Origin of the sequence: Microbacterium sp. TS-1, assembly GCF_000509385.1 — a bacterium.
Taxonomy (GTDB): domain Bacteria; phylum Actinomycetota; class Actinomycetes; order Actinomycetales; family Microbacteriaceae; genus Microbacterium; species Microbacterium arborescens.
In genome coordinates, this window is sequence record NZ_BASQ01000002.1 from 658715 (window position 1) to 685180 (window position 26466).

26 protein-coding genes are annotated in these 26466 nt (G+C 70.9%); 9 read left to right on the top strand and 17 right to left on the bottom strand.

All coding sequences use genetic code 11. The annotated features are described in order from the left end of the window. Positions 1-19: 19 nt before the first annotated feature. The 7 genes from MTS1_RS15750 (at position 20) to MTS1_RS15780 (ending at position 10313) form a co-directional block, all read left to right on the top strand. Positions 20-1249 (top strand): ROK family transcriptional regulator, encoded by a 1230-nt coding sequence (locus MTS1_RS15750; RefSeq protein WP_023955745.1) that lies wholly within the window; start codon positions 20-22, stop codon positions 1247-1249. 105 nt (positions 1250-1354) lie between these two features. Further along, the gene (locus tag MTS1_RS15755; RefSeq protein WP_023955746.1) at positions 1355-2713 is read left to right on the top strand and encodes an extracellular solute-binding protein; all 1359 of its coding nucleotides are present in this window, start codon (positions 1355-1357) and stop codon (positions 2711-2713) included. Positions 2714-2720: 7 nt separating this feature from the next. After that, positions 2721-3665 carry a carbohydrate ABC transporter permease gene (locus tag MTS1_RS15760; RefSeq protein WP_023955747.1) on the top strand — a complete coding sequence of 315 codons (945 nt, stop codon included), beginning with the start codon at positions 2721-2723 and terminating at the stop codon, positions 3663-3665. A gap of 1 nt (position 3666) precedes the next feature. Beyond that, a complete protein-coding gene (locus MTS1_RS15765; protein WP_023955748.1) occupies positions 3667-4518 on the top strand; it encodes a carbohydrate ABC transporter permease in 852 nt (283 codons plus the stop codon). A gap of 26 nt (positions 4519-4544) precedes the next feature. After that, positions 4545-7574, top strand: coding sequence for a glycoside hydrolase family 38 C-terminal domain-containing protein (locus tag MTS1_RS15770; protein WP_023955750.1), 3030 nt, complete (start codon positions 4545-4547; stop codon positions 7572-7574). Between the two features lie 215 nt (positions 7575-7789). Next, positions 7790-9586 (top strand): ribonucleoside triphosphate reductase, encoded by a 1797-nt coding sequence (locus MTS1_RS15775; protein ID WP_023955752.1) that lies wholly within the window; start codon positions 7790-7792, stop codon positions 9584-9586. Between the two features lies 1 nt (position 9587). Beyond that, positions 9588-10313: an anaerobic ribonucleoside-triphosphate reductase activating protein gene (locus MTS1_RS15780; RefSeq protein WP_023955754.1), complete on the top strand. Its 726-nt coding sequence runs from the start codon at positions 9588-9590 to the stop codon at positions 10311-10313. Between the two features lie 27 nt (positions 10314-10340). Here MTS1_RS15780 and MTS1_RS15785 read toward each other — a convergent pair whose 3' ends face one another. The 3 genes from MTS1_RS15785 to MTS1_RS15795 are packed head-to-tail and all read right to left on the bottom strand — an operon-like array spanning position 10341 to position 12287. Then, a complete protein-coding gene (locus MTS1_RS15785; RefSeq protein ID WP_023955756.1) occupies positions 10341-10937 on the bottom strand; it encodes a CbiQ family ECF transporter T component in 597 nt (198 codons plus the stop codon). Positions 10938-10962: 25 nt separating this feature from the next. Continuing rightward, positions 10963-11649: an energy-coupling factor ABC transporter ATP-binding protein gene (locus tag MTS1_RS15790; RefSeq protein ID WP_023955758.1), complete on the bottom strand. Its 687-nt coding sequence runs from the start codon at positions 11647-11649 to the stop codon at positions 10963-10965. Continuing rightward, complete coding sequence (locus tag MTS1_RS15795; RefSeq protein ID WP_023955760.1) at positions 11646-12287, bottom strand: biotin transporter BioY; 642 nt, start codon at positions 12285-12287, stop codon at positions 11646-11648. The genes MTS1_RS15790 and MTS1_RS15795 overlap by 4 nt, the downstream gene beginning before the upstream one ends. Before the next feature lie 51 nt (positions 12288-12338). Between MTS1_RS15795 and MTS1_RS15800 the strand changes: the two genes are divergently transcribed. Further along, positions 12339-12998, top strand: coding sequence for a TetR family transcriptional regulator (locus MTS1_RS15800; RefSeq protein ID WP_023955762.1), 660 nt, complete (start codon positions 12339-12341; stop codon positions 12996-12998). Here MTS1_RS15800 and MTS1_RS15805 read toward each other — a convergent pair. After that, a complete protein-coding gene (locus MTS1_RS15805; protein ID WP_023955764.1) occupies positions 12934-13338 on the bottom strand; it encodes a DUF2809 domain-containing protein in 405 nt (134 codons plus the stop codon). The genes MTS1_RS15800 and MTS1_RS15805 overlap by 65 nt on opposite strands. Continuing rightward, the gene (locus MTS1_RS15810) at positions 13335-14225 is read right to left on the bottom strand and encodes an NUDIX domain-containing protein (RefSeq protein WP_023955766.1); all 891 of its coding nucleotides are present in this window, start codon (positions 14223-14225) and stop codon (positions 13335-13337) included. Before MTS1_RS15810 ends, MTS1_RS15805 begins: the two co-directional genes overlap by 4 nt. A 93-nt stretch (positions 14226-14318) precedes the next feature. Here MTS1_RS15810 and MTS1_RS15815 point away from each other — a divergent pair, with 93 nt between their 5' ends. Continuing rightward, the gene (locus MTS1_RS15815; RefSeq protein ID WP_023955768.1) at positions 14319-14738 is read left to right on the top strand and encodes a GNAT family N-acetyltransferase; all 420 of its coding nucleotides are present in this window, start codon (positions 14319-14321) and stop codon (positions 14736-14738) included. A gap of 101 nt (positions 14739-14839) precedes the next feature. Here the strand turns inward: MTS1_RS15815 and der are convergent, their stop codons facing one another. The 12 genes from der to MTS1_RS15875 all read right to left on the bottom strand — a co-directional run bounded on the left by der (position 14840) and on the right by MTS1_RS15875 (position 26464). Next, positions 14840-16366, bottom strand: a complete 1527-nt coding sequence (gene der, locus MTS1_RS15820) for a ribosome biogenesis GTPase Der (protein ID WP_023955770.1) — start codon at positions 16364-16366, stop codon at positions 14840-14842. Then, the gene (gene cmk, locus MTS1_RS15825) at positions 16366-17064 is read right to left on the bottom strand and encodes a (d)CMP kinase (protein ID WP_036305983.1); all 699 of its coding nucleotides are present in this window, start codon (positions 17062-17064) and stop codon (positions 16366-16368) included. The genes der and cmk overlap by 1 nt, the downstream gene beginning before the upstream one ends. A 10-nt stretch (positions 17065-17074) precedes the next feature. Next, positions 17075-18202, bottom strand: a complete 1128-nt coding sequence (locus MTS1_RS15830) for a prephenate dehydrogenase (RefSeq protein WP_023955774.1) — start codon at positions 18200-18202, stop codon at positions 17075-17077. Beyond that, positions 18199-18975 carry a pseudouridine synthase gene (locus tag MTS1_RS15835; RefSeq protein ID WP_036305985.1) on the bottom strand — a complete coding sequence of 259 codons (777 nt, stop codon included), beginning with the start codon at positions 18973-18975 and terminating at the stop codon, positions 18199-18201. Before MTS1_RS15835 ends, MTS1_RS15830 begins: the two co-directional genes overlap by 4 nt. Beyond that, the gene (scpB, locus tag MTS1_RS15840) at positions 18972-19565 is read right to left on the bottom strand and encodes an SMC-Scp complex subunit ScpB (RefSeq protein ID WP_023955778.1); all 594 of its coding nucleotides are present in this window, start codon (positions 19563-19565) and stop codon (positions 18972-18974) included. The genes MTS1_RS15835 and scpB overlap by 4 nt, the downstream gene beginning before the upstream one ends. Continuing rightward, a complete protein-coding gene (locus MTS1_RS15845; RefSeq protein ID WP_036305986.1) occupies positions 19555-20406 on the bottom strand; it encodes a ScpA family protein in 852 nt (283 codons plus the stop codon). Before MTS1_RS15845 ends, scpB begins: the two co-directional genes overlap by 11 nt. Then, on the bottom strand, positions 20390-21274 hold the full coding sequence (locus tag MTS1_RS15850; protein ID WP_023955781.1) for a ParA family protein: 885 nt from the start codon (positions 21272-21274) through the stop codon (positions 20390-20392). Before MTS1_RS15850 ends, MTS1_RS15845 begins: the two co-directional genes overlap by 17 nt. A 161-nt stretch (positions 21275-21435) precedes the next feature. Continuing rightward, positions 21436-22062, bottom strand: coding sequence for a vitamin K epoxide reductase family protein (locus MTS1_RS15855; protein WP_023955783.1), 627 nt, complete (start codon positions 22060-22062; stop codon positions 21436-21438). 92 nt (positions 22063-22154) lie between these two features. Further along, entirely contained in the window at positions 22155-23231 is a 1077-nt protein-coding gene (locus MTS1_RS15860) for a hypothetical protein (protein ID WP_023955785.1), read from the bottom strand. A gap of 50 nt (positions 23232-23281) precedes the next feature. Then, positions 23282-24205 carry a site-specific tyrosine recombinase XerD gene (xerD, locus tag MTS1_RS15865; RefSeq protein ID WP_023955787.1) on the bottom strand — a complete coding sequence of 308 codons (924 nt, stop codon included), beginning with the start codon at positions 24203-24205 and terminating at the stop codon, positions 23282-23284. Between the two features lie 5 nt (positions 24206-24210). After that, the gene (locus tag MTS1_RS15870) at positions 24211-24777 is read right to left on the bottom strand and encodes an NUDIX hydrolase (RefSeq protein WP_023955789.1); all 567 of its coding nucleotides are present in this window, start codon (positions 24775-24777) and stop codon (positions 24211-24213) included. After that, positions 24770-26464: a CTP synthase gene (locus tag MTS1_RS15875; RefSeq protein ID WP_023955791.1), complete on the bottom strand. Its 1695-nt coding sequence runs from the start codon at positions 26462-26464 to the stop codon at positions 24770-24772. The genes MTS1_RS15870 and MTS1_RS15875 overlap by 8 nt, the downstream gene beginning before the upstream one ends. Between the last annotated feature and the right edge of the window lie 2 nt (positions 26465-26466).

The following is a 26466-nucleotide window of genomic DNA, read 5'->3' on the forward strand; positions in this document are numbered from 1 at the left end:
TGGTTCGACGGGAGGAACCATGAGACGCGGCTCGAACCTGCCGGCCGTCGGCACGTACAACCAGACGCTCGTGCTCGACCTGATCCGGCGCTCCCCCGACGGCATCAGCCGCATCGAGCTGGCCGCCCGCACCGGACTCTCCGCGCAGACGCTCAGCAACGTCGCCCGCCGTCTCGTCGCGGAAGGGTGGGTGCGCGAGGGCACTCCCGTCGTCTCGGGTCCCGGCAAGCCCCGCACGCCCCTTCAGCTCGACCCCGCGGCGCGTTGCGCCGTCGGCATCCATCTCGATCCGGCCGTCGAGACGGTCGTGGTCGTCGACCTGCTGGGCCAGGTCGTCGCACAGACCGAGCGCACCCCGCGGCCCGATGCGACACGAGAGCAGATCCTCGGCGACCTCGTGGACACCGTGGAGTCCCTGCTCGCCGAGGGCGGCAGATCACGCGCATCCGTGCTCGGGATCGGCGTCGCAGCGCCCGGCCCGCTCGACGCGGAGGCGGGCATCCTGTTCGAGCCCCCGCTCCTGCCCCCGGTCTGGCACGACCTCGCCCTGGGGTCGCTGCTGCACGCGGCGACGGGGCTGCCGACGACGGTCGAGAAGGATGTCGTCGCGGCGATGGTGGGCGAGCTCTGGCGGGATGCCGCCCAGGAGCTGCAGGACTCGATCTTCGTGTACTACGGGGCCGGCGTCGGGGCGGGTCTCGCCGTGGACGGGACGCCGATCCGGGGCCGCACGGGCAACGCCGGCGACGTCGCACACCTCGTCGTCGAACCCGGCGGCCCGGCGTGCGGATGCGGTCAGCACGGGTGCCTCGGCGCCGCCATCGCACCCGAGCGGCTGCTCCTCGACGCCGGCGTCATCGACGGCGGAGAGCCGGTGGCCGCCTCCGCCCTCCGTGAGCACGTGCGCGATCTCGCCACACGCGCGCAGGGCGGGGACGACCGCGCCGTGGCCGCTGTACGACGCGCGGGGGCGAGCCTCGCGCGGGCCGTCGTGCAGATCAACAACCTGCTCGACGCGGATGTCGTGGTCGTCGGCGGCCCGCTGTGGACGCTGCTCTCGGCGACCGCGGGTCCCGCCCTCGTCGAGGCGGTCGCCTCCAGCACCGAGACGGCGACGGTCCGCGGCATCCGGGTGCTCGAGAGCGGCCTGGCCACCGACGCCGCCGCTGTCGGCGCCGCGTGCCTGGTGCTCGATGCCGCGATGACGCCGCGCCCGACCGACCTCATGATCGCCGGCACGGCGCACTGATCTCGGCGAGAAAGGTCCGGCGAAGCCTTGTCCTTTTATTCCATTTGGTTTAGAAAAGACGTGCGCGCGCACCAGCGCCCTCGTCAAAGCAAAGGAGCTTCGACCATGAAGAGATCCACCACGACCGCGGCAGTCGTCGGAATCGCCGCGTTCTCACTCGCTCTCACGGGCTGTGGCAGCGGTGGCGGGGGCGGCGAGGCGTCGTCCGACACGATCCGGGTCGCCTACCAGAAGACCACCTCGTTCACGGCGATGGACGAGCTGATGAAGAAGGCGAAAGAGGAGTACGAGGCCGCGAACGAGGGGATGACCGTCGAGCTCGTGCCGATCGAGGCCGAGCAGGACCAGTACTTCACCAAGCTCGCCCTGATGAACGGGTCGGCGGGGACCGCCCCCGATGTCATCTACGAGGACACCTTCCAGATCCGGTCGGATGCCGCCGCCGGGTACTTGCAGCCCATCGACGACTACCTCGCCGACTGGGACCAGTGGGAGCAGTACGACGACGGCGCCAAGCAGGCCGGCCTCGGTGACGACGGCAAGACCTACGGCGTCTCACTCGGCACCGACACCCGCGGGCTCTACTTCAACAAGCAGCTCTTCGCCGCTGCGGGCCTGCCCGAGGACTGGGCGCCGGAGAGCTGGGACGACGTGCTCGAGGCCGCTCGCACCATCAAGGAGAGCAACCCCGACGTCATCCCGTTCAACATCTACGCCTCGCAGGCGCTGGGCGAGGCCACCTCGATGCAGGGCTTCGAGATGCTGCTCTACGGCACGGAGGACGAACTGCTCGACACCGACACGAACAAGTGGGTCACGGGGTCGGCCGGGTTCCTCGACGCACTCGAGTTCTACCAGACCGTCGCCGACGAGAAGCTCGGCCCCGACCCCGCTCAGGCGCTCGACGCCGGCTGGGGAACCAAGGTCAGCACCGAGCTCCTCCCCCAGGGCGGCATCGCGATCGCCCTCGACGGCTCGTGGCTGCCGAGCAACTGGATCGACGGCGAGAACGCCTGGCCGGAGTGGGAGCAGACGATGGGCTTCGCCGCGATGCCGACGCAGGACGGCGGCGGTGACGGCTTCACCTCGATGTCCGGGGGCTGGACGCTCGCGATGGGGTCCAACGCGAAGAACCCGCAGGCCGCGTTCGACTTCATCGCGCAGGCGCTGACGTTCGAGAACGCGCTGATGTACCACCAGGAGGCCGGGCAGATCGCGGTGCGCAAGGATGTCGCCGCCAGTCAGGAGTACCTCGACTACAACCCGTCGTTCGAGTTCTTCTCGTCGCTGGTGCCGTACACCCACTTCCGGCCGGCGACGCCCGACTACTCGCAGATCTCGGCGAACATCCCACGCGCGACCGAGTCGATCTTCACCGGTCAGGCGACCCCGCAGGATGCGCAGGCCGCGTACGACTCCGCTCTCGTCGGCATCGTCGGCGAGGAGAACACGCAGGCGGGCTGATCCAGCGATGACCGCGACCGCCACCGTCACCACCGGCGGGCGGCACCGTCCGGGCCGGGACATCACCTCCCGGTCCGGCCGGTCGGCCGGCCGTGCCGCCGCACGACTGCTCCCTCTCCTGCCCGCGGTGCTCCTGCTGCTGGCGTTCATGCTCGGGCCGATCGTCTATGCGCTGTACGGCTCGCTGACCGACCGCGCGATGACCGGCCCGCGCGCCGCGAACCCGCAGTTCATCGGGCTCGACAACTACACGGCCCTCTTCGCCTCGGGAGAGTTCTGGCTCTCTCTCGGGCTCACGGTCGTGTTCGTGCTCGCGTCCGCCGTGATCGGCCAGAACGTCCTCGGGATGCTGCTCGCCGTCCTCATCCGCAGCTCGGTGAAGCCCCTGCGCTCGATCGTCGGCGGTCTCGTGGTGCTCGCCTGGGTGCTGCCCGAGATCGTCGCAGCCTTCGCCCTGTACGCCTTCTTCCAGACCGACGGCACGCTCAACACGTTCCTCGGCTGGTTCGGCCTCGAGGGCACGAGCTGGCTGTACTACTTCCCGATGCTCGCGGTGATCCTCGCGAACATCTGGCGGGGCACCGCCTTCTCGATGATGGTCTACAACGCCGCGCTGTCCGAGGTGCCGCCGGAGCTGATCGAAGCGGCGACGATCGACGGCGCGGGAGCTTGGCAGCGGTTCATCCGCGTCACCCTCCCCGTCATCCGCCGCTCGATCTCGACCAACCTGCTGCTGACGACGCTGCAGACCCTCGGCGTCTTCACGCTCATCTGGGTCATGACCGGGGGCGGCCCGGGAACGCAGTCGTCGACGTTGCCGGTACTCGCGTTCCAAGAGGCGTTCAAGTTCGCCCAGGTGGGCTACGGCACCGCCATCGCGGTCGTGACGCTCCTGATCGGCGCGGTCTTCTCCGCCGTCTACATTCGCATCCTCAAACCGGAGGTCGACTGACATGGCCACCATCGCCACCTCCGTCTCGGCGCCGCGGAAGCGGGCCCAGACCGTGCTGTCGTCGGTCATCCTCGCCGCGATCGGCGTGCTCTTCCTCGTTCCGCTGCTGTGGATCGTGTTCGCCTCGTTCGACGGCGACGCGAAGGTCACGATGAAGGTGCCCGACACCTGGACGCTCGAGAACTACACGCAGGTGATGACGTGGGAGCTCACGTTCCAGCCCCTGCTGAACTCCATCCTCGTCTCGCTCGGAACCGCCGTCATCACCGTCGTCGTCGGCGTGCTGGCGGCCTACCCGCTCTCGCGCTACGCGATGCGGTTCCAGAAGACCTTCATGTACGCGATCCTCTTCGGTACCGGACTGCCGATCACCGCCATGATGGTGCCCGTCTACGCGCTGTTCGTCTCGTTCGGCCTCCTCGACTCGGTCTGGGGCGTCATCGTCTTCATGGCCGCGACATCCCTGCCGATGGCGATCTGGATGCTGAAGAACTTCATGGACTCCGTGCCGATCTCGCTCGAGGAGGCCGCCTGGGTCGACGGCGCCGGATCGAAGCAGGCCCTCGCTCGCATCGTCATCCCGCTCATGCGCTCGGGCATCGGCGTCGTGTTCATCTTCGTCTTCACGACCGCGTGGGGAAACTTCTTCGTCCCCTTCGTCCTGCTGTTCACCTCGTCGAAGTTCCCGGCCGCGGTGTCGATCTTCAACTTCTTCGGGCAGTACGGCTCGATCGCCTACGGCCAGCTCGCCGCCTACTCGGTGCTCTACGCCGCACCGATGGTGGTGCTGTACGTCCTCGTCCAGCGCTTCTCCGGCGGGGCGTTCGCGCTCGCCGGCTCCGTCAAGGGCTGACCCGCTCCTCCCTCGAAAGGCCCCTCATGCACGACCGCTCCGCCCTCGCGCTGCTGCGCATCGACCGCTTCATGCGCGAGCGTCTCGCTCCGGCGATCCACCGCGCCTCGCATCCGCTCTCGGTCACCGCCTGGGACGCGCCGGGCGAACCGGTGGCCTTCGAGGAGGCACGCGCGGGCGAGTACCGCCCGATCGACGTCGGCCAGCCTTGGGGACGCCCGTGGGGGACGACCTGGTTCCGCGTCACGGGCGACGCGCCGGCCGACTGGTTCGACGACGGCCGGCCGATCCCGGGGACGCGGGCCGAGCTCGTCGTCGACCTCGGCTTCACGACCGGACAGGCGGGCTTCCAGTGCGAGGCGATGGTGTGGTCGGTCGACGGCCGGCCGCTGCGCGGTATCGCCCCGTTCAACAACGCGGCGGCCGAGGCGGTCTCGCCGGGCGGAGCGATCGACGTCTTCGTGGAGGGCGCCTCCAACCCCGACGTCGGGAGCATCTTCACCTTCGCGCCCACGCCGGTCGGCGACCGGGCGACGGCCGGAGAGGACCCCGTCTACGTGCTGCGAACGGTCGACGTGCGACTGCGCGACCTCGAGGTCACGGCTCTGCTGGCCGACACCTCGGCGCTTCGGGGACTCGCGGCGCAGCTCGACCCGGCGTCGGCCCGCCGTGCCGACATCCTTCTCGCCTTGGAGCGGATGATCGACGTCGTCGATCCGCACGACGTCGCGAGCACCGCGGCTGCGGGCCGTGCCGTGCTCGCTCCCGTTCTCGCGGCTCCGGCCTCGGCGAGCGCGCATACGCTGCACGCCGTGGGGCACGCCCACATCGACTCGGCGTGGCTGTGGCCGGTGCGTGAGACGGTGCGAAAGGTCGCGCGCACGTTCTCGAACGTCCTCTCGCTCATGGACGAGGACCCCGACTTCGCCTTCGCCGCGTCGTCGGCGCAGCAGTACGCGTGGGTGAAGGAGTTCTACCCCGACCTGTTCGAGCGCATCCGCGCGCGCGTCGCGGAGGGCCGGTTCGTGCCGGTGGGCAGCATGTGGGTCGAATCCGACACGAACCTGCCCGGCGCCGAGGCTCTGGCCCGGCAGTTCATCGCCGGCAAGGGGTTCTTCCAGCGCGAGTTCGGTATCGACACCCCCGAGGTGTGGCTTCCCGACTCGTTCGGCTACAGCGGCGCCCTCCCGCAGATCGCGAAAGCGGCGGGCGCGCGCTGGTTCCTCACGCAGAAGACCTCGTGGAACGAGACGAACCGGATGCCGCACCACACGTTCCGGTGGGAGGGCATCGACGGCACGCGGCTGTTCACCCACTTCCCGCCCGTCGACTCGTACAACTCGGTCGTCTCGGCGGCCGAGCTGGCACACGCCGAACGCAACTACGCCGACAAGGGACGCGGCACCGTCTCGCTGCTCCCGTACGGCTTCGGCGACGGCGGCGGCGGACCCACCCGCGAGATGACGGCGGCGATCTCCCGCACCACCTCGCTCGAGGGCTCACCCCGCGTCGTTCACTCGACGCCCCGGCGGTTCTTCGAGACCGCCGAGGCCGAGTACCCCGAGCCGGAGGTCTGGGTGGGCGAGCTGTACCTGGAGTTCCACCGCGGCACCTACACGAGCCAGCTCGCCACGAAGCAGGGCAACCGCCGCAGCGAGCATCTGCTGCGCGAGGCCGAGCTGTGGGCGACGACCGCGACCGTGCGCACCGGCGCGCCGTATCCCGCCGACAGGCTCGCCCGCGTATGGGAGACGGTTCTGCTGCAGCAGTTCCACGACATCCTGCCGGGCTCGTCGATCGCGTGGGTGTACCAGGACGCCGAGCGCAACTACGCCGCCGTCGCTCGCGAGCTCGAGGAGATCATCGGCGACGCGTTGACGGCTCTGGCGGGCGCGCCCGAGCCGGGAGAGGCCGCGCACGAGCTCCGGGTCAACGCGGCGCCGCATGCCCGCGGCGCGGTCGCGGCCCTGGGTGCCGCACCTGCGGCCCCGGCATCTCGCGTGCGCCCCGAGCGCTCGCCCGAGGGCTGGGTGCTCGACAACGGCATCGTGCGCGTGGTGGTCGACGATCGTGGCCTGATCGTCTCGGCGGTGGATGTGGCGAGCGGCCGCGACAGCGTGCCGCCGGGCGCGGCATCCGCCCTGCTGCAGCTGCACCGAGACACCCCGACCCAGTGGGATGCCTGGGACGTCGACGTGCACTACCGGAACACCGTGACCGACCTCGTCGACCTCGACGCTCTCGAGGTCGACGGCGACGAGCTCGTCGTCACCCGGTCGTTCGGCTCGTCGCGGGTCGCCGAGCGCATCGGGCTCGAGGCCGGGTCACGGACCGTGTCGCTCGGGTTCGAGCTCGACTGGCACGAGTCGCAGAAGCTGCTCAAGCTCGCGTTCCCCGTCGACGTGCACACCGACAGTGCGACGTCGGAGGTGCAGTTCGGTCACATCGAGCGGAAGACCCACACGAACACGTCGTGGGATGCCGCCCGCTTCGAGACCGTCGCGCAGCGGTGGGTGCGCGTGGGTGAGCCCGGCTTCGGTGTCGCGGTGGTGAACGACTCCACGTACGGACACGACATCACACGGGCCGAGCGCTCGGCCGGCGGCGGCACGATCTCGATCGTCCGCCTGTCGCTCATCCGCTCGGCACTGTTCCCCGATCCCACCCAGGATCAGGGCAGATATACGCTGCGGGTCGGCATGGTCGTCGGTGCGGACGTCGAGGATGCCGTCGTCGAGGGCTATCGGCTGAATCTGCCCGAGCGGGTGGTGACGGGAACCGCATCTGTGATCGAGCCGATCGTGACGGTGGCGGATCCGGGGGTCGTCGTCGAGGCGGTCAAGCTCGCCGAGGACGGTTCGGGCGACGTGGTCGTACGGCTGTACGAGGCACTCGGCCGTCGTGTCGACACGGCCGTACGGCCCGGTTTCGCCGCGCTCGCGGTGGTTCAGACCGATCTGCTCGAGCGCGAGGCCACGGCATCCGCCCTCGTCGACGACGCCGTCCCCCTCTCCCTGCGCCCGTTCGAGATCGTGACGCTCCGCTTCGCCCGCTGACGACGCGCGCCCCGCGGCGAGTCGCCAGCTTCGGAGGATGTCGCAAACGTCGGACCGACGCGCACGATGAGTCCGATGTTCGCGACATCCTCCGCCGTTGACGCGCGGGCCCTGACGCGTATTTGTCCCGGCGCGCCACGCGCCCGCGGCACATCATGTAGTGGCTGAATCGAGATCCGACCCCCATATCTGGGGAATCTCGTGAAGGGACTCACATGACCACGCGCTCCATCGTCGTCCGGACGACCGTCGACGAGTATCTGCAGAAGCACGACTGGCGCGTCAACGCGAACGCGAATCAGGGCTACAGCCTGGGCGGGCTCATCCTCAACGCCTCCGGCAAGCTCATCGCCAACTACTGGCTCGACGAGGTCTACGCTCCGGAGGCGGGCGCCGCGCACCGCGACGGCGACATCCACATCCACGATCTCGATGTCTTCGCCGGCTACTGCGCCGGGTGGTCGCTGCGACAGCTCCTCGAGCAGGGGTTCAACGGCGTGCCCGGCGCGATCTCGTCGGCTCCGCCGAAGCACTTCTCGAGCGCCCTCGGTCAGATCGTCAACTTCCTGGGCACCCTCCAGAACGAGTGGGCGGGTGCCCAGGCGTTCAGCTCGTTCGACACCTACCTCGCGCCCTTCGTGCGGCTCGACGGGCTCGACGAACCAGCGGTGCGCCAGGGCATCCAGGAGCTCGTGTTCAACCTCAACGTGCCGTCACGGTGGGGTACCCAGACCCCGTTCACCAACCTCACCTTCGACTGGACCTGCCCCGACGACCTCGCCGACGAGCGCCCGCTCGTGGCCGGTCGCCTCGCCGACTTCACGTACGGCGATCTGGCGCCCGAGATGGCGATGATCAACCGCGCCTTCCTGTCGGTCATGACGGAGGGCGACGCCGACGGCCGGGCGTTCACCTTTCCCATCCCGACGTACAACATCACGAAGGACTTCGACTGGGATGCGCCGGAGGTCGACGCGCTGTTCGGGATGACGGCGAAGTACGGCCTGCCCTACTTCCAGAACTTCGTGAACTCCGACCTCGACCCCGGAATGATCCGGTCGATGTGCTGCCGCCTGCAGCTCGACCTCACAGAACTCCTCAAGCGCGGCAACGGTCTGTTCGGCTCGGCCGAGCAGACCGGTTCCATCGGCGTCGTCACCGTCAACTGCGCCCGGCTCGGGTTCGTGCACGCCGGCGACCGGGCCGGCCTGTACGCGCAGCTCGACCGACTGCTCGAGATCGCCCGTGACAGCCTCGAGGCCAAGCGCGCCGTCATCGGGCGCCACCTCGACGCCGGCCTCTACCCCTACAGCAGGCGGTACCTCGGCACCCTCGCGAACCACTTCTCCACGATCGGGGTCAACGGTCTCAACGAGGCGGTGCGCAACTTCACCGACGACGGGCACGACATCACCACCGAGGAGGGGATGCGGTTCGCCGCAGAGCTGCTCGACCACGTGCGCGCGCGCATGGTGGAGTTCCAGGAGCAGACGGGGCACCTCTACAATCTCGAGGCAACACCGGCCGAGTCGGCGACCTACCGCTTCGCCCGGGCCGACATCGCGCGTTTCGCGGGCATCCGTCACGCCGGCACGGCGGACAACCCGTACTACACGAACTCGTCGCAGCTGCCGGTGGCCTTCACCGACGATCCGTTCCTCGCGATGGAGCTGCAGGAGGGTCTGCAGCAGAAGTACACCGGCGGCACCGTGCTGCACCTGTACATGGGCGAGGCCGCCCCGACGGCCGAGGCGTGCAAGGCTCTCGTGCGCCGTTCGCTCGAGCGGTTCCGCATCCCGTACATCACGATCACGCCGACGTTCTCGATCTGCCCGCAGCACGGGTACCTGTCCGGCGACCACGCGTCATGTCCGCAGTGCCTCGCCGAATGCGAGGTGTGGACGCGGGTGATGGGCTACTTCCGCCCGGTCTCGTCGTTCAACATCGGCAAGCGCGGCGAGGCGGCCGAGCGGGTTTCGTTCTCGTACGACCGCGCCGCGCTGGTCGGGTGACGTGGCCGTCGTTGCGGGCCGCAGCGCAGCCGAGCTGCGCATCGCAGGGCTCTCGCGGTTCTCGACGGTCGATTGGCCCGGCCGCCTGGTGGCGACCGTGTTCCTCCAGGGATGCCCGTGGGACTGCCGCTACTGCCACAATCCCGATCTGATCGACCCGCGCGAGCGCGGCAGCATGCCGTGGGAGGCGGTCGCCGCCTTCCTCGGCGAGCGCCGCGGTCTGCTCGACGGGGTGGTCTTCTCGGGCGGTGAGCCGACGATGCAACGGGCCCTCCCCGACGCGGTCGCACGGACCCGCGAGCTCGGGTTCGACGTCGGGCTGCACACGGGCGGCGCCTACCCGCACATGCTCGATGCCGTGCTGCCGGCGCTGTCGTGGATCGGCCTCGATGTGAAAGCGGGAGCCGACGACTACGCCCGGGTGACGGGCCGGGGTCCGAGCGGACGCGCTGCGCTGCGCTCGCTCGACCTCGTGCTCGCCGCCCAGCGCGAGCGCGCCGCCTCGCGGCATCCGCTCGACGTCGAGGTCCGCACGACGGTGCACCCCGACCTCATCGACGACACCCGACTCGGTGATCTCGGCGAGCTGCTGGCCGACCGCGGTGTGCGGCGGTGGGCGATCCAGCGGTTCCGCGCGACGGGCAGTCGCTGCGGCGAACCGGCATCGCCGCCGCTGCGGCTCGACCGCCTACCGCGGGAGAGGTTCGAACGGGTCGAGGTGAGATGAGGCGTGGCGGCGCCATCACGGCGGGCCTCAGCGCACACCCCGCGCGGTGAGGGCGTCGCCGAGCTCGTCGGCGTGCTTCAGCGCGAGCACGATGAACGCCAGCGCGGAGGAGCGGATGCCGCCTCTCGCGCCCCGGGCACGGTGCGCCTCGCTCACGTCGCGGGCGATCCGGGCGAGGTGCGGAACGGATCCGAGCGCGACGACGAGGAGGAGGGAGATGCGCTCGGGGTCGGCGCCGATCACCCGAGTAGGACCGAGGGCACGCTCGAAGAGGTCGAGCAGCGCGACGACGGGGGTCGTCAGCGCCAGCAGCGCGGCGAGCAGGATCGCGGCCAGGATGCGCACGGTCCCGATGACGGCCGGCTCGATCCCGAGGAAGATGAGCTGACCGGCGAGCGCGACGATCGCGAGCCAGCGCAACGCCCAGATCTGTCGGACCAGCTCGCGCCAGCCTGTTCCGGGAACGGCGTAGCAGGCCAGGCACAGGCCCGCGGCGGCCATCGCGGTCGCCGGCGCTGCGGGAAGCAACGACACCGTCATCACCAGGCCGAGGATGAGCACGGTCTTCGGCCCCGTCGGGAGCCGGTGCCAGCCGCGCGCGCTCGGCCGGTAGAGCGTCAGCATCGCGTCGCGGCCGGGCCGGTCGACGTCATCGCCACGTCCTCGCGTACGCGTCGACGACCGAGGCCGCGTCTCCCACGGCGACGACACGTCCCATTGCGACGTGCACGCCGATCTCGCACCGTCGCGCGAGGTCGAGGTCGTGGGTCACGAGCAGCAGCCGGTGGCCGGCGTCGTCGAAGAGATGCCCCGCGATGAGGGCGGCGTTCCGCCCGTCGAGGAACGCGGTCGGCTCATCCGCGACGACGAGCTCGGGCTCGCGCACGAACGCTCCGCACAGCGCGAGCAGCTGCTTCTGCCCGCCCGACAGCTCGTGCGCGGGGTGGTCGCGAAGGCCGGTGAGGCCGAACCGTGCGAGCGCCCGGTCGACCCGCGCAGCACGGTCGGCGCGGGAGGCGCGATCGCCGCGAAGCGAGAAGGCGACGTCCTCGGCGACCGTGGGCATGACGATCTGCGCGTCCGGGTTGCTGAAGACGATCGCGACACGGCGCCGCAGCTCGACAGCATCCCGTACCGGGTCGCAGCCGAGCACCCGAACCTCCCCCGACGTCGGTCGCACGAGGCCGCCGATGAGCCGCGCGAACGTCGACTTGCCCGATCCGTTGTCGCCGACCACCGCGATCGTGCGAGCGTCGAGGTCGAGCGTGAGGGGCTCCAGCACCTGCACATCGCCGAGTCGTACGGACGCGGCCTCGAGCCGGATGCTACCCGTCATGCCGAGGCGGAGCTCACGCTCGGCGCATCGGTCTCGACCCGGGCACTGCCACGCGGCGCCCACGTGCGCCGGAAGGCGCGGGGGTAGCCGCGCACGAGGGCCCCGACCACAAGCGTCGCGACGACGACCTTGACGATGTCGCCCGGCACGAAGGCGAGATTCGCCAGCGCGGCCTGCTCGACCGGCAGACGCAGCACGAGGCTCTGGACCGGGATGCCGCACGCGTACACGACCAGCACACCGCCCACGAGGAGCCCGGCCGCGGTGCGCCACCACACGGGACGCCGGCCGCCGGCGTGGACGATGAGCCCGACCACCACGGCGCCGACGAGCCAGCCGACGAGGTAGCCCGCCGTCGGACCGGCGAAGACCGCGATCCCGCCGCGGCCGCCCGCGAGGAGCGGCAGTCCGACGGCGACGAGAGCGAGGAACGTGCCGACCGAGGCCGCCCCGACGACAGGCCCGAGCACGGCACCCGCGAGCATCACGCCGAGGGTCTGCGCCGTGATCGGCACACCCCCGAACAGCGGGAACGACCCGGGCAGCCCGAGCACGGCGATCAGCGCCGCGAACACGGCGGCACGGGCGAGGTCGGTCGCATCGAGCGCGGCACGCGACGCAGGGATCGACGGGGTCATGATTCCTCCTGAACACCGTTCACGTGAACGGTGTTCAGGTAGAGTAGCCCCATGATCGCCGACGACTCAAACCGAGGGGGCCGAGCGACGCGACGCTCGCGGGACGACGTCGTCGACGCCGCTCTCGACCTGCTCGACCGCGTCGGGCTGCCCGACCTGTCGATGCGGCGTCTCGCCGATCATCTCGGCGTGCAGCCGAGCGCGCTGTACTGGCACGTCGAGAACAAGCAGCAGCTGCTCGCGGCCGTGAGCGCACGCATCCTCGGTCCGGTGAGCGCAGATCACGCCGACGGCGCGACCCTCGACGTCGCCGCGCGAGACGTCGCCGTGCGTCTGCACGACAGCCTGCTCGCCTACCGCGACGGCGCCGAGGTCGTCTCCAGCTCGCTCGCGCTCGGGCTCGTCGAGCCGCCCGCGCGCGCACGGCTCCGCGCCGTCGCGCTCGAGCGCGGTGAGCCGGCCGCTCTCGCCGACACGATCGGCGACGCCATCACGCATTTCGTCGTCGGCTTCACCTTCCACCAGCAGCAGCGCCGCAGCGCCGACGCGTGGGGCGCGGCCTCCGGCGGCGCCGCTGCCTCACCCGAGCGCATCGCCGACGGCGACGACGGCGACGACGACGGCTTCACCGCGGCGCTCGACCTGATCATCGCGGGGGCGACGACGGTGCTCGCCGGCGGCGCCACACAGCATCCAGCACCCCGGCGATGACGATGGTCACGACGTACACGAGCAGGTCGCGCGCATCGAAGACCGTTCCGAGCACCAGGACCGCCGGCGGGAAGACGGCGGCCGCCCGCGCGGGCAGATCGCTCAGCTGCAGCAGCTCGACCGCGATGCACCAGACGCCGGCGACCGCCGCGACGACGACGGTTGCGGCACGGGGTGCGACAGCGACGACGAGGACGTAGATCAACACGGCATACAGCGCGTCACCGGCGATGTCGGTCGCCGCGGTGTCGGGCAGGATGCCGTGGACGACGAGTCCCGCCGTGACGACCGCGACAGCCAGCGCGGCCGCACCCCAGCGCCGAGCGGCGGGGCCGGTCACAGGCGGTCGCGGAGCCACGACGTCGAGACCGCCCGGGCCCCCACCGCCTCGACGCGAGCGCGCAGCTCGCGGTCCGACGTCACGACGCTGACCCGCTCCCCCGCGGCCAGGGCGGCGGTGGTCGCCTGGGCGATCGCATCGTCGCCGGAGGCCGGGGCGCGAGTGAGCTCGACCCCGGCGGGGGCGGCGACGTCGCGGGCCTGCCCTTCGACGACTGCCACCACGCGCGGGAACCAGATGTCCTCGGGAAGCTCCAGGCCCACGGCATCCGTCCCCCGCTCGGCCAGCGCGGCCACCCGGGCGAGCAGCCGATCGGCGGCTCCGGCGCGGTCGCGCCACCAGCCGTCGGGGACCGAACCGACCACGTTCGCGACGTCCACGATGACGGTCGGACGCACCGAGAGCAGGCTGCGCAGCCGCGGCCAGGATGCCGCGAACCCGGGATGCAGCGGGAACGACTCGACCTCGTCGAGAGGAACCCACGCGAGCTCGCGGCTCTCGGGATCGCTGATGACCGGGTGGAAGGGCGTCGTGACGTCGGCCACGAGGGTGCCGTAGGTCCACACGCCGACATCGAGCACCGACAGGAACCGCGGCGCGACGGCATCCGCGGGAACGCCGGCCTCTTCGGCCGACTCGCGCAGCGCTCCCTCGCGCGCGGACTCCCCCGCGTGACGCGCACCGCCGGGAAGACCCCAGGTGTCGCCGAAGTGGCTCCACGACACCCGGTGCTGCAGCAGCACGCCGCGCTCCGGGTCGACGGCCAGCAGACCCGCGGCACCGAAGCGCCCCCAGTACCGCTCCCCCGACGGCGCGACGACCCAGGCGTCGCCGGGATCGCGCGGGCCATGTGGCGGGCGCGGGGCGTCGGCGGGATCGTCGGTCATCCTCACAGCCTGACACAGCCGGGGTCCGCGGGCTCGTGATTGGCATCGTGTTACCAGCGGGGTCTCCCCGCCGCTGCGACGCACAATGGGGACGTGGAGTACGAGATCGATGATTCCCCCGCCCGCATCCAGCGCGACGTCGTCTGGCGCTGGCTCTCGTCCGAGGCCTATTGGGGCCGCTGGCGCGAACGCGCCGTGATCGAGGCACAGCTCGATACGGCCTGGCGTCTCGTCGGGGCCTACCGCGCCGACACCGGCGAACAGATCGGCTTCGCCCGTGCCGTTTCGGACGGCGCGAGCTTCGCCTACCTCGCCGACGTATTCGTCGTCGCCGAGCACCAGGGCGCCGGCGTCGCGCACCGGATCCTCCGGCGCATGATCGATGAAGGCCCCGGCCACGACTTCCGCTGGACGCTCTTCACGCGCGACGCGCACACCCTCTACGCCGAGTTCGGTTTCGAGACGCCCGACGAGACCGCGATGGTCCGCCGTGCGTCGCCCGCCAAGCGCTGAGCCCGCTCCCCGCAGCACCGCCGAGCGCCTCACCTGGCGGTTCGCGCCCCCGAAACTCGCGCCTAGGGGCATGAACTGCCAGGTGAACGGCAGTCAGACGGTCAGCGCTGGCGCTTCTCGCGCACCCGCATGTTCGTCACGATCGGCGTGCCCTCGAAGCCGAAGATCTCGCGCAGCCGTCGCTGGATGAACCGGCGGTAGCCCGGGTCGAGGAAACCGGTCGTGAACAGCACGAATGTCGGCGGACGCGTCGACGCCTGGGTGCCGAACAGGATGCGGGGCTGCTTGCCGCCGCGCAGCGGGTGCGGGTGCTCCGCGACGAGCTCGGCGAGGAAGGCGTTGAACTTGCCGGTCGGGATGCGCTGATCCCACGACTGCAACGCTGTCTCGAGGGCCGGCACCAGCTTGTCGAGGTGACGACCGGTGCGGGCCGAGAGGTTCACCCGCGGCGCCCACGTGACGTGCGCGAGGTCCTGCTCGATCTCGCGCTCGAGGTAGCGGCGACGATCGGCGTTGTCCATGTCGGCGTCGTTGAGGCGGTCCCACTTGTTGAACGCGAGCACGAGCGCGCGGCCGGACTCGAGCACGAGGTCGATGATGTTGAGGTCCTGCACGCTGATCGACTCGGTCACGTCGAGCACGACGACGGCGACCTCGGCCTTCTCGAGGGCCGCCGAGGTGCGCAGCGACGCGTAGAAGTCCGCGCCCTGCTGCAGATGCACCCGGCGACGGATGCCGGCCGTGTCGACGAGTCGCCACAGCTTGCCGCCGAGCTCGACGACCTCGTCGACCGGGTCGCGGGTCGTACCCGCGAGGTCGTTCACGACCACGCGCTCTTCACCGGCCGCCTTGTTCAGCAGCGACGACTTGCCGACGTTCGGGCGCCCCAGGATCGCGACGCGACGCGGGCCGCCCAGCTCGTTCTTCGCGACGGCCGAGACCTCGGGAAGCACCTTCATGATCTCGTCCAGAAGATCCGCGACGCCGCGCCCGTGGATGGCCGAGACCGGATGCGGCTCACCCAGGCCCAGGTTCCACAGCGCGGCTGCCTCGGGCTCCTGGCGCGCGTCGTCGATCTTGTTGGCGATGAGGAAGACGGGCTTGTCGGTCTTGCGCAGCAGACGCACCACGGCCTCGTCGGTGGCGGTGGCCCCGACCATCGCGTCGACGACGAACAGCACGACATCCGCGAGGTCGATCGCGACCTCGGCCTGCGCGGCCACCGAGCGGTCGATGCCGCGGGCGTCGGGCTCCCACCCCCCGGTGTCGACGAGGGTGAAACGGCGGTCCATCCACTCGGCCTTGTAGCTCACCCGGTCGCGTGTGACACCCGGGGTGTCCTCGACGACGGCTTCGCGACGGCCCAGGATACGGTTCACCAGCGCGGACTTGCCGACGTTCGGGCGGCCCACGATCGCGACGACCGGAAGCGCCGGCAGCACCTCCACGACCTCGCCGCCCGCTGTGAACCCGGCGAGCAGCTCGGTGTCGTCGTCATCGAGCTCGTAGTCGGCGAGCGACGCGCGCAGCGCAGCGGCCCGCTGGTCGGCGAGGTGCTCGTCGAGGTTCGCGAGCTTCTCCTCGAGCTGGTCGGGACCGCCCTCGTACTCGTCGTCGGTGGTAGCCATCAGTTCTCTCCTGTCGCGGTGCGCACGACGTCGATGACGGCGTCCACGGTCCGATCGAAGTCCAAATCGGTCGAGTCGACCACCACGACGCCGGGCGCGGCGGTGAGGAAGTCGACGACCTGCGAGTCCGACGCGTCACGTCGGTGGAGCGCCTCGGCGACAGCCGCGGCATCCTCTCCCGTGAGCTCGGCGCTGCGGCGCGCGGCGCGCACCTCGGGGCTGGCGGTCAGCAGGATGCGCACGGGCGCATCGGGGAAGACCACGGTGGTGATGTCGCGTCCCTCGACGATGACCCCGGCCGAACCGGATGCCGCCACGAGCGCGCGGAACAGCACGTTCACGCGCTCGCGCACCTCGGGCACGCGGGCGACGCCGCTGACGGCCGCCGAGACGCGCGGCTCGCGGATGTCGTCGGTGACGAAGACGTCGCCCACGCGGACCCAGTGGTCGTCGGGGTCGAGCGAGATCGCGTAGTCGAAGTCGTCGAGGGCGCGCACGACGGCCTGCGCGTCGGCGGTGTCGTCGCCGCGCTCGAGCACGCGCCACGCGAGCGCGCGGTAGGCGGCGCCGGTGTCGAGGAAGCCGTAGCCGAGAACACGCGCGGCCTGCTTCGAGACGCTCGACTTGCCGCTGCCGGCGGGACCGTCGATCGCGACGGTCACCGGAGACGATTCAGGCACGGGGAAGGACTCAGGCATGGGGAAGGACTCAGGCATGGGGAACACTCGCGATCTTCCAGCCGCGCTGCTCGAGCCCGGCGACGGCTTCATGGACGACGCTGGGGACGACGCTCAGCTCCGCCAGCCCGAACTGCGCTCCCGGGGAGTGCTCGAGGCGGAGGTCCTCGATGTTCACCCCGAGGTCGCCGAGGTCGCCGAACAGGCGCCCCAGCTGCCCCGCGGTGTCGTCGACGCGCACCACGATCTGCTCGAAGCGGCGGTTCTGCCCGTGCTTGCCGGGCAGGCGCTCGACGCCTTCGTTTCCTCGGCGGATGGTGTCGGCGAGCGCTCGTCGAGCGCCCGGGGCCGCCGGATCGCGCAGCGCGTCGGCCACGGCCCCGAGGTCCGCGGCGAGATCGTCGAGGACCGCGACCACGGGCGCGGCGTTCGCCCCGAGGATCTGCACCCACAGTTCGGGAGCGGATGCCGCGATGCGCGTCGTGTCGCGCACGCCCTGACCGGTCAGGCGCAGCGATCCCTCGGGAGCGGCGACGAAACGTCCGGCGAGGAGGCTCGCGACCAGCTGCGGAACGTGCGAGGTGAGCGCGACCGCTTCGTCGTGCTCCTGCGGGGTCATCTCGAGCGGCATCGCACCGAGGTCGAGAGCGAGTCCCTCGACGACGGCGAGATCGGAGGCGCGCGTCTCGTCGTCACGGCACACGACCCACGGCCGCCCGACGAAGATGTCGGCGCGCGCCGAGATCGCCCCGCCGCGCTCACGGCCCGCGAGCGGGTGCGAGCCGATGTAGTGAGTGAGGTCGACACCGCGCTTGCGCAGCTCGAGGTACGGTTCGAGCTTGACGCTCGCGACATCCGTCACGACCACGCCGGGATGGGCGCGCAGCTCGCGCTCGATCACATCCGCCGTGACATCCGGCGGCACCGCGACCACGACGAGCACGGGACGATCGTCCGGGGCCGCGAGCCGGCCCGCGCCGTAGTCGACGGCGAGCCGCAGCTGAGCGGGCGAGGCGTCGTCGAGGACGACATCGACACCGAGCAGACGCAGCGCGTGGCCGATGCTCGAGCCGAGCAGGCCCGCGCCGACGATGCGCACGGTACCGGCCGTGCGCGCGGCACGGCCGGGGCGCACGGGATCGAGCGAGGAATCGGTCACGGGTTCTCCGGAGAAGTCGGGTGCTCGGGGGCACCGTCGGCGCTGCGCGAGAGCGTCAGCAGCGCACCGCGTTCCACTGTAGTCAACTCCCGGGCGCGTCCCGCCGGGAGGGTTCCCAGGTGGAGCGGGCCGAACTGGCGACGCACGAGCTCGAGCACCGGATGCCCCACCTCGGCCATCATGCGGCGGACGATGCGATTGCGCCCCGAGTGCAGCGTCAGCTCGACGAGGCTCGTCTCCCCCGATGTGTCGAGCAGCCGCGCCTTGTCGGCCGCGATCGGGCCGTCCTCGAGCTCGACGCCCTTGGTCAGCCGCGCGATCGTCTGCGGCGTCACGCGCCCGCGCACCTTCGCGATGTACACCTTCGTCACCCCGAACGAGGGGTGGGCGAGCACGTGGGCGAGCTCGCCGTCGTTCGTGAGCACGAGGAGGCCGCTCGTCTCGGCATCCAGGCGGCCGACGTTGTACAGACGCTCGTCCCAGTCCTTCGTGAACCGGCGCAGGTCGGCGCGGCCCTTCTCGTCCTTCATCGAGCTGACGACGCCCGTCGGCTTGTTGAGCATCACGTAGCGCTTCGTCGTGTCGAGCTGTACGGCGGTGCCGTCGACGTCGACGATGTCGACGGCCGGGTCGATGCGGCTGCCGAGCTCGGTCACGATCGTGCCGTTGACCCGCACGCGCCCCTCGACGATCAGCTGCTCGCAGACGCGGCGCGACGCCACCCCCGCGTTGGCGAGAACCTTCTGCAGGCGTACCCCTTCGGCATCCGTCATCGCGTCGCCTCTCCTTCGAAACCGTCGGTGCCGTCGTCGAGCAACGGCGAGATGGGCGGCAGCTCGTCGAGCGAGTTGATGCCGAGGTTGACCAGCAGCGCGTCGGTCGTGCCGTACAGGATGGCACCGGTCTCGGGGTCGTGGCCGACCTCGGTCACCAGCCCGCGCGAGAGCAGGGTGCGCACGACCGAATCGACGTTGACGGCGCGGATCGAGGCGACCTGGCTGCGTGAGACCGGCTGCTTGTAGGCGATGACCGCCAGGGTCTCGAGGGCGGCCTGCGAAAGCCGCGAGGGTGCCTGCGTGTTGACGTAGTCGCTCACGAGGGCGTCGTGCTCCGCGCGCACGTACAGGCGCCAACCGCCGCCCACCTCGCGCAGCTCGAATCCGCGGCGCGGCCCGCCGGTCTCGCCGTCGTAGTCGGCGACCAGGCCGGCGACCGCCTGGCGCACGGCGGCGACGGGCGCGCCGACGGCGGCGGCGAGCGCGACGAGGCTCTGCGGCTCGTCGACGACCAGCAGGATCGCCTCGAGCCGCCGCGCGACGTCCGCGATCGGGGTGGCCGTGGTCGGTGTCGGGTCATCGGTCATAGTCGGCTCCCAGGGTGGCGAGGTTCTCCTCGGACCAGCGCTCGGCGGTCCAGCGCAGCGTCAGCTCGCCGAGCGGTTCGAGCTGCTCGAACGACAGCGCCGCGTGCCGGTAGAGCTCCAGCACGGCGAGGAAGCGGGCCACGACGATGCCGGGCTGCGCGACGCCCGCGATGAGCTCGCGGAAGTTCAGGGTACCCGCGCCCCGCAGCAGCGTGACGACGACGGCCGCCTGCTCGCGGATCGACACGAGCGGCGCGTGCAGGTGGTCGAGCCCCACGACCGGGATCTCCTTCGGCGCGAAGGCGAGCGTCGCGAGCGCGGCGAAGTCGTCGGCGGTCAGTGTCCACACGAGCTCGGGCGCGGCTGCCCGATACTTCTCGTCGAGGCGCACCGATCGGGTGTGACGACGGTCCTCGGCGACGACCCGCTCGGCGAACCATCCGGCGACCTGTTTGAAGGCGCGGTACTGCAGCAGCCGGGCGAACAGCAGGTCGCGCGCTTCGAGCAGCGCCACCGACTCGGCGTCGATGAGTTCGCCCTGCGGCAGGAGACCGGCGACCTTCATGTCGAGCAGCGTCGCGGCGACAACGAGGAACTCCGACGCGGCGTCGAGCTCTTCGGGCTCGAGCCCGCGCAGGTAGCCGATGAACTCGTCGGTGACTCTGCTGAGCGACACCTCGGTGATGTCGAGCTCGTGCTTGCCGATGAGGTTCAGCAACAGGTCGAAGGGGCCGTCGAAGTTCGTCAGCGAGACCCGGAATCCCGGCTCGGCGGCATCCCCGCCCGCGTCGGGCTCGGCCGGCCCGGGCGCATCCACGATCCCGTCAGGCGACGGCGCCACGGGCGACGAGCTCCCGCGCGAGACGCAGGTAGGCCTGCGCGGCCTGATGCTCCGGCGCGAACGTGATGATCGGAACGCCCGCGACCGACGCGTCGGGGAACTTCACGGTGCGCCCGATGACCGTCTCGAGCACGTCGTCGCCGAAGGCCTCGACGACGCGTTCGAGCACCTCGCGCGAGTGCAGCGTGCGCGGGTCGTACATCGTGGCCAGGACGCCGTCGAGCTCGATGGAGGGGTTCAGCCGGTCGCGCACCTTGTCGATCGTCTCGATCAGCAGCGCGACACCGCGCAGCGCGAAGAACTCGCACTCGAGCGGGATGAGCACGCCGTGGCTCGCCGTCAGCGCGTTGACCGTGAGCAGTCCGAGCGAGGGCTGGCAGTCGATCAGGATGACGTCGTACTCGGACGAGACGCCGCGCAGCACGCGCGCGAGGATCGTCTCGCGGGCCACCTCGTTGACGAGGTGCACCTCGGCGGCAGAGAGGTCGATGTTCGCGGGGATGACGTCGAGCCCGGGCACCGACGTCTCGACGATGACCTCGTGGGGGTCGCGCTTGGTGTCGAGCAGCAGGTCGTAGATCGTCGGCACGTCGTGCGTGGCGATGCCCAGGCCAGCCGACAGAGCGCCCTGCGGGTCGAAGTCGACGGCGAGAACCTTGCGGCCGTACTCGGCGAGGGATGCCGCCAGGTTGATGGTCGTCGTGGTCTTGCCGACGCCGCCCTTCTGGTTGCAGAGGGCGATGATGCGGGCCGGCCCGTGACCGTCGAGCTTCGGCGGGGTCGGGAAACCTCGGTATGGCCGACCGGTGGGTCCGATCGGGGTGTCCTCCGTGGGGGCCTTCCCGGCCTTCCGCGACTTGTCCGTCACCGAGACTCCTGCTTTCCGTAGCGTGCGATCGATTCTCGCACAGGCACCCGGCGTGAGCCGATACGTTCGTCGGACGCGCGGGGCGGGAGCGGCCTGCATCGGCGCCCGAGGCGACACCAGCACCGCCGGTCCGACGAACGAATCGCCGCAACGCCTCCGGATCACAGGCTCCCGAGCACGTCGAGCCGCAGCTGGGCGGCGACGGCGATCAGGAGGTAGTCGACGACCACGACGAGGGGCGTCCACGCCAGCAGCAGGGCCCCGACGCGCTGGGGCGCGCGGCCCCAGACACCCTCCCGCAGGGTCCAGCCGAGAGTCGACCAGAACAGGGGGATCGCCACGAGCCACACGACCATGCACCACGGGCAGAGCGAGCCGTACTCGAACACGCTGCGGTACGCGAAGACATGGACGAGCACGAACGCCGCCGCGACGAACCCGGCGTACACCCGCCAGTACCAGGGACGCAGCCCGGCCGGCGCCGCGAGCCCGGAGACTCCCGCGTAGATCGCGCCCGGGAAGAGCACGATCCCGATGATCGAGTTGCTGAACCCGAGCAGGTTTCCGCCGGGGCTCAGCAGATTGGGACCGCAGGTGACGATCGGGCTGATGTCGCACGAGATGAGGGCTTCGGCGCCGGTCAGCTGTCCGACGTACTCGTGGTAGAGCAGGAACGAGACAACCCACCCGGCGATGCCCACCACGATCCAGACGACGGCGAGCGCGGGCCCGGGGCGGATGCCGCGCTCGTTCTCCAGCGCGGAGTGGGCGGGTGCATCGGCGGGCATGCTGCCATCCTGCGGCGCCTGCCCCGCGGCCGCGGCGGCCCCGTGCCGGGAAAAACCGGCGCGATCGGATGCCGCGGAGACCGGCCCGGGCTTCAGCGCCAGGTAGCCGTGAGCAGACCGGCGACGACCCCGAAGACGAGGGGCAGCAGGCAGCCGATGGCGGCGGGTCGACCGACCGCGGGCCTCGTGAACAGGTGCGCTCGCGTCTCGGCCCGTTCCGCGTCGGTGCTCCGCAGCACTCCGCTCGGCGACGGCTCCGGCTGAGCGGCCGCGACCTCCTCGATACGCGCGGCGACCGCGAGCAGGTCCTCGGTCCATCGCCAGAACGGAGCGGTGTGGCGCGGCAGTGTGCCCCGCGAGAGGACGTACATGCGGCGTCCGACGATCTCGAGGTCGACGTCGACCGCCACCGCGCTCAGGGCGGAGCGGACGGGCGGCGTGACCATCCGCCGGACCCGATCCGCATCGGCGGGCGCACACCAGACGCCGAAGTGCTCGTCGAACCCGCCACCGATCTCGATCCGCTCCTGCCCGAGGGCCGGCCGCCAGGAGGGCGCGCCGGGCGCGAGTACCGCGACCAGGCCGGCCCGCGGCAGCTCGGCGGCGAGGTCGACGCGAAGGTACGTCAGCGAGTGCGGCATCCGGTAGCGGCCGATCCACGTGTCGAACGCGTAGTCCGCCGAGCGGAACGGGCGCGGGTCGCTTCCCGTCACGACCGCGGTAGCCATCCGGCGCCTGCCGAGGCCGAAGACGGTCGCGCTTTCGTCGGGGTCGTCGTCGCGGTGGCGGATGTCGAGGCGGTTCGACGCCGCGAACCCCTCGAGACGGTACGTCGCAGCTTCTGCGGCCCGCCGCGAGCCGCGCATCCCGCCGAAGCGGCTCACCGCGAGCGGCAGCACCATCACCGACGCGATCACGACGCTCGACCATGACAGCCCCGATCCGCCGGCCGCGGATTGGACGACGATGACGAAGAGCAGCGCGAGCACGCCCACCCCGAGCACCAGCACCGCCGAGACGAATACGGCCCGAACGGCGCTGATCAGCGAGGCGCGCCGACCGGCTGCACCGAGAAGCCCGTTCTCGCCGGGACTCGGGAGAGGCACTGTCAGCGCCTGCGTGTCGAAGCGGAGGGCGCGGGCGCCGTCCGGGGCGTCCCCGCTGCTCATGGTCCCATCCTGCCGTGCCGGAGCGCTCGACGATGTTCCTCGCGTGCGGTTCAGCGCGCGCGAGGGTGCGAGGTGGCGTAGATCTCCCGCAGGGCGTCGACCGTGACGTGCGTGTAGATCTGGGTCGTCGCCACCGAAGCGTGCCCGAGCAGCTCCTGGACGACGCGGACGTCGGCTCCGCCCTGCAGCAGGTGCGTCGCGAAGGAGTGCCGGAGAGTGTGCGGCGACACGTGCGCCGTCAGCTCGGCGCGCTCGGCGGCCTGCTGGATGATCAGCCACGCGCTCTGCCGCGACAGCGGAGCCCCGCGCACCCCGAGGAACAGCCGGGGCGTCGCGCGTCCGCGCCGAGAGAGCTCCGGCCGGGCGCGGGCCAGATAGGCCTCGACGGCGGCGCGCGCGTACGACCCGACCGGAACGATCCGCTCCTTCGCGCCCTTGCCGCGAACGCGCAGCACGTCGCCGAGGGCGAGGTCGTCGACATCCAGCTGCACGATCTCCGACACCCGCGCCCCCGTGGCGTAGAGCAGTTCGAGCAGCGCGCGGTCACGCAGCGCCGCGAGATCGGTCGCCGCGACATCGCCCGGCGGAGGTCCTGCGGCATCGAGGAGACTCTCGACCTGATCGATCGTCAGCGCCTTCGGCAGTCGCCGCGGCGTCTTCGGCGGACGCAGCCGCTGCGTCGGGTCGGCGTCGACGATCCCCTCGCGGGCGAGGAAGCGGTGCAGACCCCGCAGCGACGACTGCAGCCGCGCCAGCGACGTGGCCGCCGGTGGCGGGACGGCGGATGCCGCTTCCTCGGCGAACCGCGTCACGATCTCCGCCGTGATCTCGGACGTGTCGCCGATCCCCTGCTGGGCGAGCCACGCGGTGTACGCGTCGAGATCCCGCCGGTAGGCCGCGACCGTGTGCGCCGACAGCCCGCGTTCGATCGAGATGTGGCGCAGGTACGCCGCGACGGCGCGGTCGAGCCGCACGTCCGTCAGCTCCGGCGCAGCCGTTCGGCCGCCGCGAGCACGCCCGTCGCCAGGATGCCGTTGCGGAACCGCCCCGCGAGCACGCCGTCGATGACCTCGGTCAGCGGCACGCGCTCGACGCGCATGTCGGCCTCTTCGTCCTCGCGCTCGTACGCGCTCGGCGCCGCGCTGAGACCGCGGGCGAGGAAGACGTGGATGATCTCGTCGTTGCCGCCCGGCGTCGTGAAGATGCTCACGAGCGGTTCGAGCGACTCGGCGACGAGGTCGACCTCCTCGGCGAGCTCGCGCCGCGCCGTCTCGATGGGCGGCTCGCCCGCGACGTCGAGGAGCCCCGCGGGGATCTCCCAGTCGCGATGACGGATCGGATGCCGGTACTGCTGGATCAGCACGACGCGCTCTTCGTCGTCGATCGCGACGACCGCGGCCGCCCCCGGGTGGTCGACGAACTGGCGGGTGATCTCGCCGTCACCGAAACGCACCGTCTCGCTCCGCACGTCCCAGACGTGCCCCGAGTAGACCAGCTCGCTCGAGACGACCTCGGGCTCGACGGGCTCGTCGCGCAGCTCAGGCATCCTCGACCTCGAACAGCTCGCTCGCGCGGTGCCGGTCGAGGGCGGCGGCGACCAGCCCACGGAACAGCGGGTTCGCCTCGGTCGGACGAGACCGGAGCTCGGGGTGGGCCTGCGTCGCGATGTAGTACGGGTGGACGTCGCGCGGCAGCTCGACGTACTCGACGAGGTTGCGGTCGGGTGACAGACCCGAGAAGACCAGCCCGGCCTCGGCGATCTGGTCGCGGTACCGGTTGTTCACCTCGTAGCGGTGCCGGTGACGCTCGGATGCCTTCGTGGCTCCGTAGACCTCGGCCGCGAGCGAACCCTCGGCGAGGTCGGCCTCGTACAGGCCCAGGCGCATCGTGCCGCCGAGGTCGCCGCCGGCGATGATGTCGACCTGCTCGGCCATCGTCGCGATGACGGGGAACTCGGTCTCGGGGTCGAACTCGCTCGAGGACGCACCGGTCAGCCCCGCCATGTTGCGGGCGTACTCGATCACCATGCACTGCAGACCCAGGCAGATGCCGAGGGTCGGGATGCCCTGCTCGCGCGCGAACTTCAGCGCGCCGAGCTTGCCCTCGATGCCGCGGATGCCGAAGCCGCCGGGCACGACGATGCCGTCGACGCTCGCGAGCGCCTTCTCGGCGCCCTCGGGGGTCTCGCACAGATCGGAGGGGATCCAGGTGACGTTGACCTTGGTCTCCTGCGCGAAGCCGCCGGCCTTCAGCGCCTCGGTGACCGACAGGTAGGCGTCGGGAAGATCGATGTACTTGCCGACGAGACCGATCGTGACCTCGTGCTTGGGGTTGTGGACGGCGTCGAGCACCTTGCTCCACCGCGTCCAGTCGACGTCGTCGGCACGCTCGGCGAGGCCGAGGCGGCGCGCGATGTACGCGTCGAGTCCCTGCGAGTTCAGCGTCGAGGGGATGTCGTAGATGCTCGGCAGGTCGACGGTGTTGACGACACCCTCGACGTCGACGTCGCACATGAGCGCGATCTTGTTGCGGTTGCTCTCGCTGACGGGGCGGTCGCTGCGCAGCACGAGGGCGTCGGGCTGGATGCCGACCTGGCGGAGGGCGGCGACGGAGTGCTGCGTCGGCTTCGTCTTCTGCTCGCCGGAGGCACCCATGAACGGCACGAGCGAGACGTGCACGAAGAACACGTTGTCGCGGCCGAGCTCGTGGCGCAGCTGACGGGCCGCTTCGAGGAACGGCTGCGACTCGATGTCGCCGACGGTACCGCCGACCTCGGTGATGATGACGTCGGGACGCGGCTCCTCGGTCGCCTGCAGCCGCATCCGGCGCTTGATCTCGTCGGTGATGTGCGGGATGACCTGCACGGTGTCGCCGAGGTACTCGCCGCGGCGTTCCTTGGCGATGACCTGCGAGTAGATCTGACCGGTCGTGACGTTCGCCGCCTGGGTGAGCTCGATGTCGAGGAAGCGCTCGTAGTGTCCGATGTCGAGGTCGGTCTCGGCGCCGTCATCCGTCACGAAGACCTCGCCGTGCTGGAACGGGTTCATCGTGCCCGGGTCGACGTTCAGATACGGGTCGAGCTTCTGCATCACGACGCGAAGACCGCGTGCGGTGAGGAGATTGCCGAGACTCGCGGCGGTCAGTCCCTTACCGAGAGAAGAGACCACACCACCGGTCACGAAGATCTGCTTGGTGGTGTTCTGGGAAGAGGCCGCGCGATGAGTGTCCGTCACGG

Excerpts from the sequence above, each read along its gene's own strand:
- MTS1_RS15750 (WP_023955745.1), top strand. The coding sequence starts at position 20 with ATGAGACGCGGCTCGAACCTGCCGGCCGTCGGCACGTACAACCAGACG.
- MTS1_RS15755 (WP_023955746.1), top strand. The coding sequence starts at position 1,355 with ATGAAGAGATCCACCACGACCGCGGCAGTCGTCGGAATCGCCGCGTTC.
- MTS1_RS15760 (WP_023955747.1), top strand. The coding sequence starts at position 2,721 with ATGACCGCGACCGCCACCGTCACCACCGGCGGGCGGCACCGTCCGGGC.
- MTS1_RS15765 (WP_023955748.1), top strand. The coding sequence starts at position 3,667 with ATGGCCACCATCGCCACCTCCGTCTCGGCGCCGCGGAAGCGGGCCCAG.
- MTS1_RS15770 (WP_023955750.1), top strand. The coding sequence starts at position 4,545 with ATGCACGACCGCTCCGCCCTCGCGCTGCTGCGCATCGACCGCTTCATG.
- MTS1_RS15775 (WP_023955752.1), top strand. The coding sequence starts at position 7,790 with ATGACCACGCGCTCCATCGTCGTCCGGACGACCGTCGACGAGTATCTG.
- MTS1_RS15785 (WP_023955756.1), bottom strand. The coding sequence starts at position 10,937 with ATGCTGACGCTCTACCGGCCGAGCGCGCGCGGCTGGCACCGGCTCCCG.
- MTS1_RS15790 (WP_023955758.1), bottom strand. The coding sequence starts at position 11,649 with ATGACGGGTAGCATCCGGCTCGAGGCCGCGTCCGTACGACTCGGCGAT.
- MTS1_RS15795 (WP_023955760.1), bottom strand. The coding sequence starts at position 12,287 with ATGACCCCGTCGATCCCTGCGTCGCGTGCCGCGCTCGATGCGACCGAC.
- MTS1_RS15800 (WP_023955762.1), top strand. The coding sequence starts at position 12,339 with ATGATCGCCGACGACTCAAACCGAGGGGGCCGAGCGACGCGACGCTCG.
- MTS1_RS15810 (WP_023955766.1), bottom strand. The coding sequence starts at position 14,225 with ATGACCGACGATCCCGCCGACGCCCCGCGCCCGCCACATGGCCCGCGC.
- der (WP_023955770.1), bottom strand. The coding sequence starts at position 16,366 with ATGGCTACCACCGACGACGAGTACGAGGGCGGTCCCGACCAGCTCGAG.
- cmk (WP_036305983.1), bottom strand. The coding sequence starts at position 17,064 with ATGCCTGAGTCCTTCCCCGTGCCTGAATCGTCTCCGGTGACCGTCGCG.
- MTS1_RS15835 (WP_036305985.1), bottom strand. The coding sequence starts at position 18,975 with ATGACGGATGCCGAAGGGGTACGCCTGCAGAAGGTTCTCGCCAACGCG.
- scpB (WP_023955778.1), bottom strand. The coding sequence starts at position 19,565 with ATGACCGATGACCCGACACCGACCACGGCCACCCCGATCGCGGACGTC.
- MTS1_RS15855 (WP_023955783.1), bottom strand. The coding sequence starts at position 22,062 with ATGCCCGCCGATGCACCCGCCCACTCCGCGCTGGAGAACGAGCGCGGC.
- MTS1_RS15860 (WP_023955785.1), bottom strand. The coding sequence starts at position 23,231 with ATGAGCAGCGGGGACGCCCCGGACGGCGCCCGCGCCCTCCGCTTCGAC.
- MTS1_RS15870 (WP_023955789.1), bottom strand. The coding sequence starts at position 24,777 with ATGCCTGAGCTGCGCGACGAGCCCGTCGAGCCCGAGGTCGTCTCGAGC.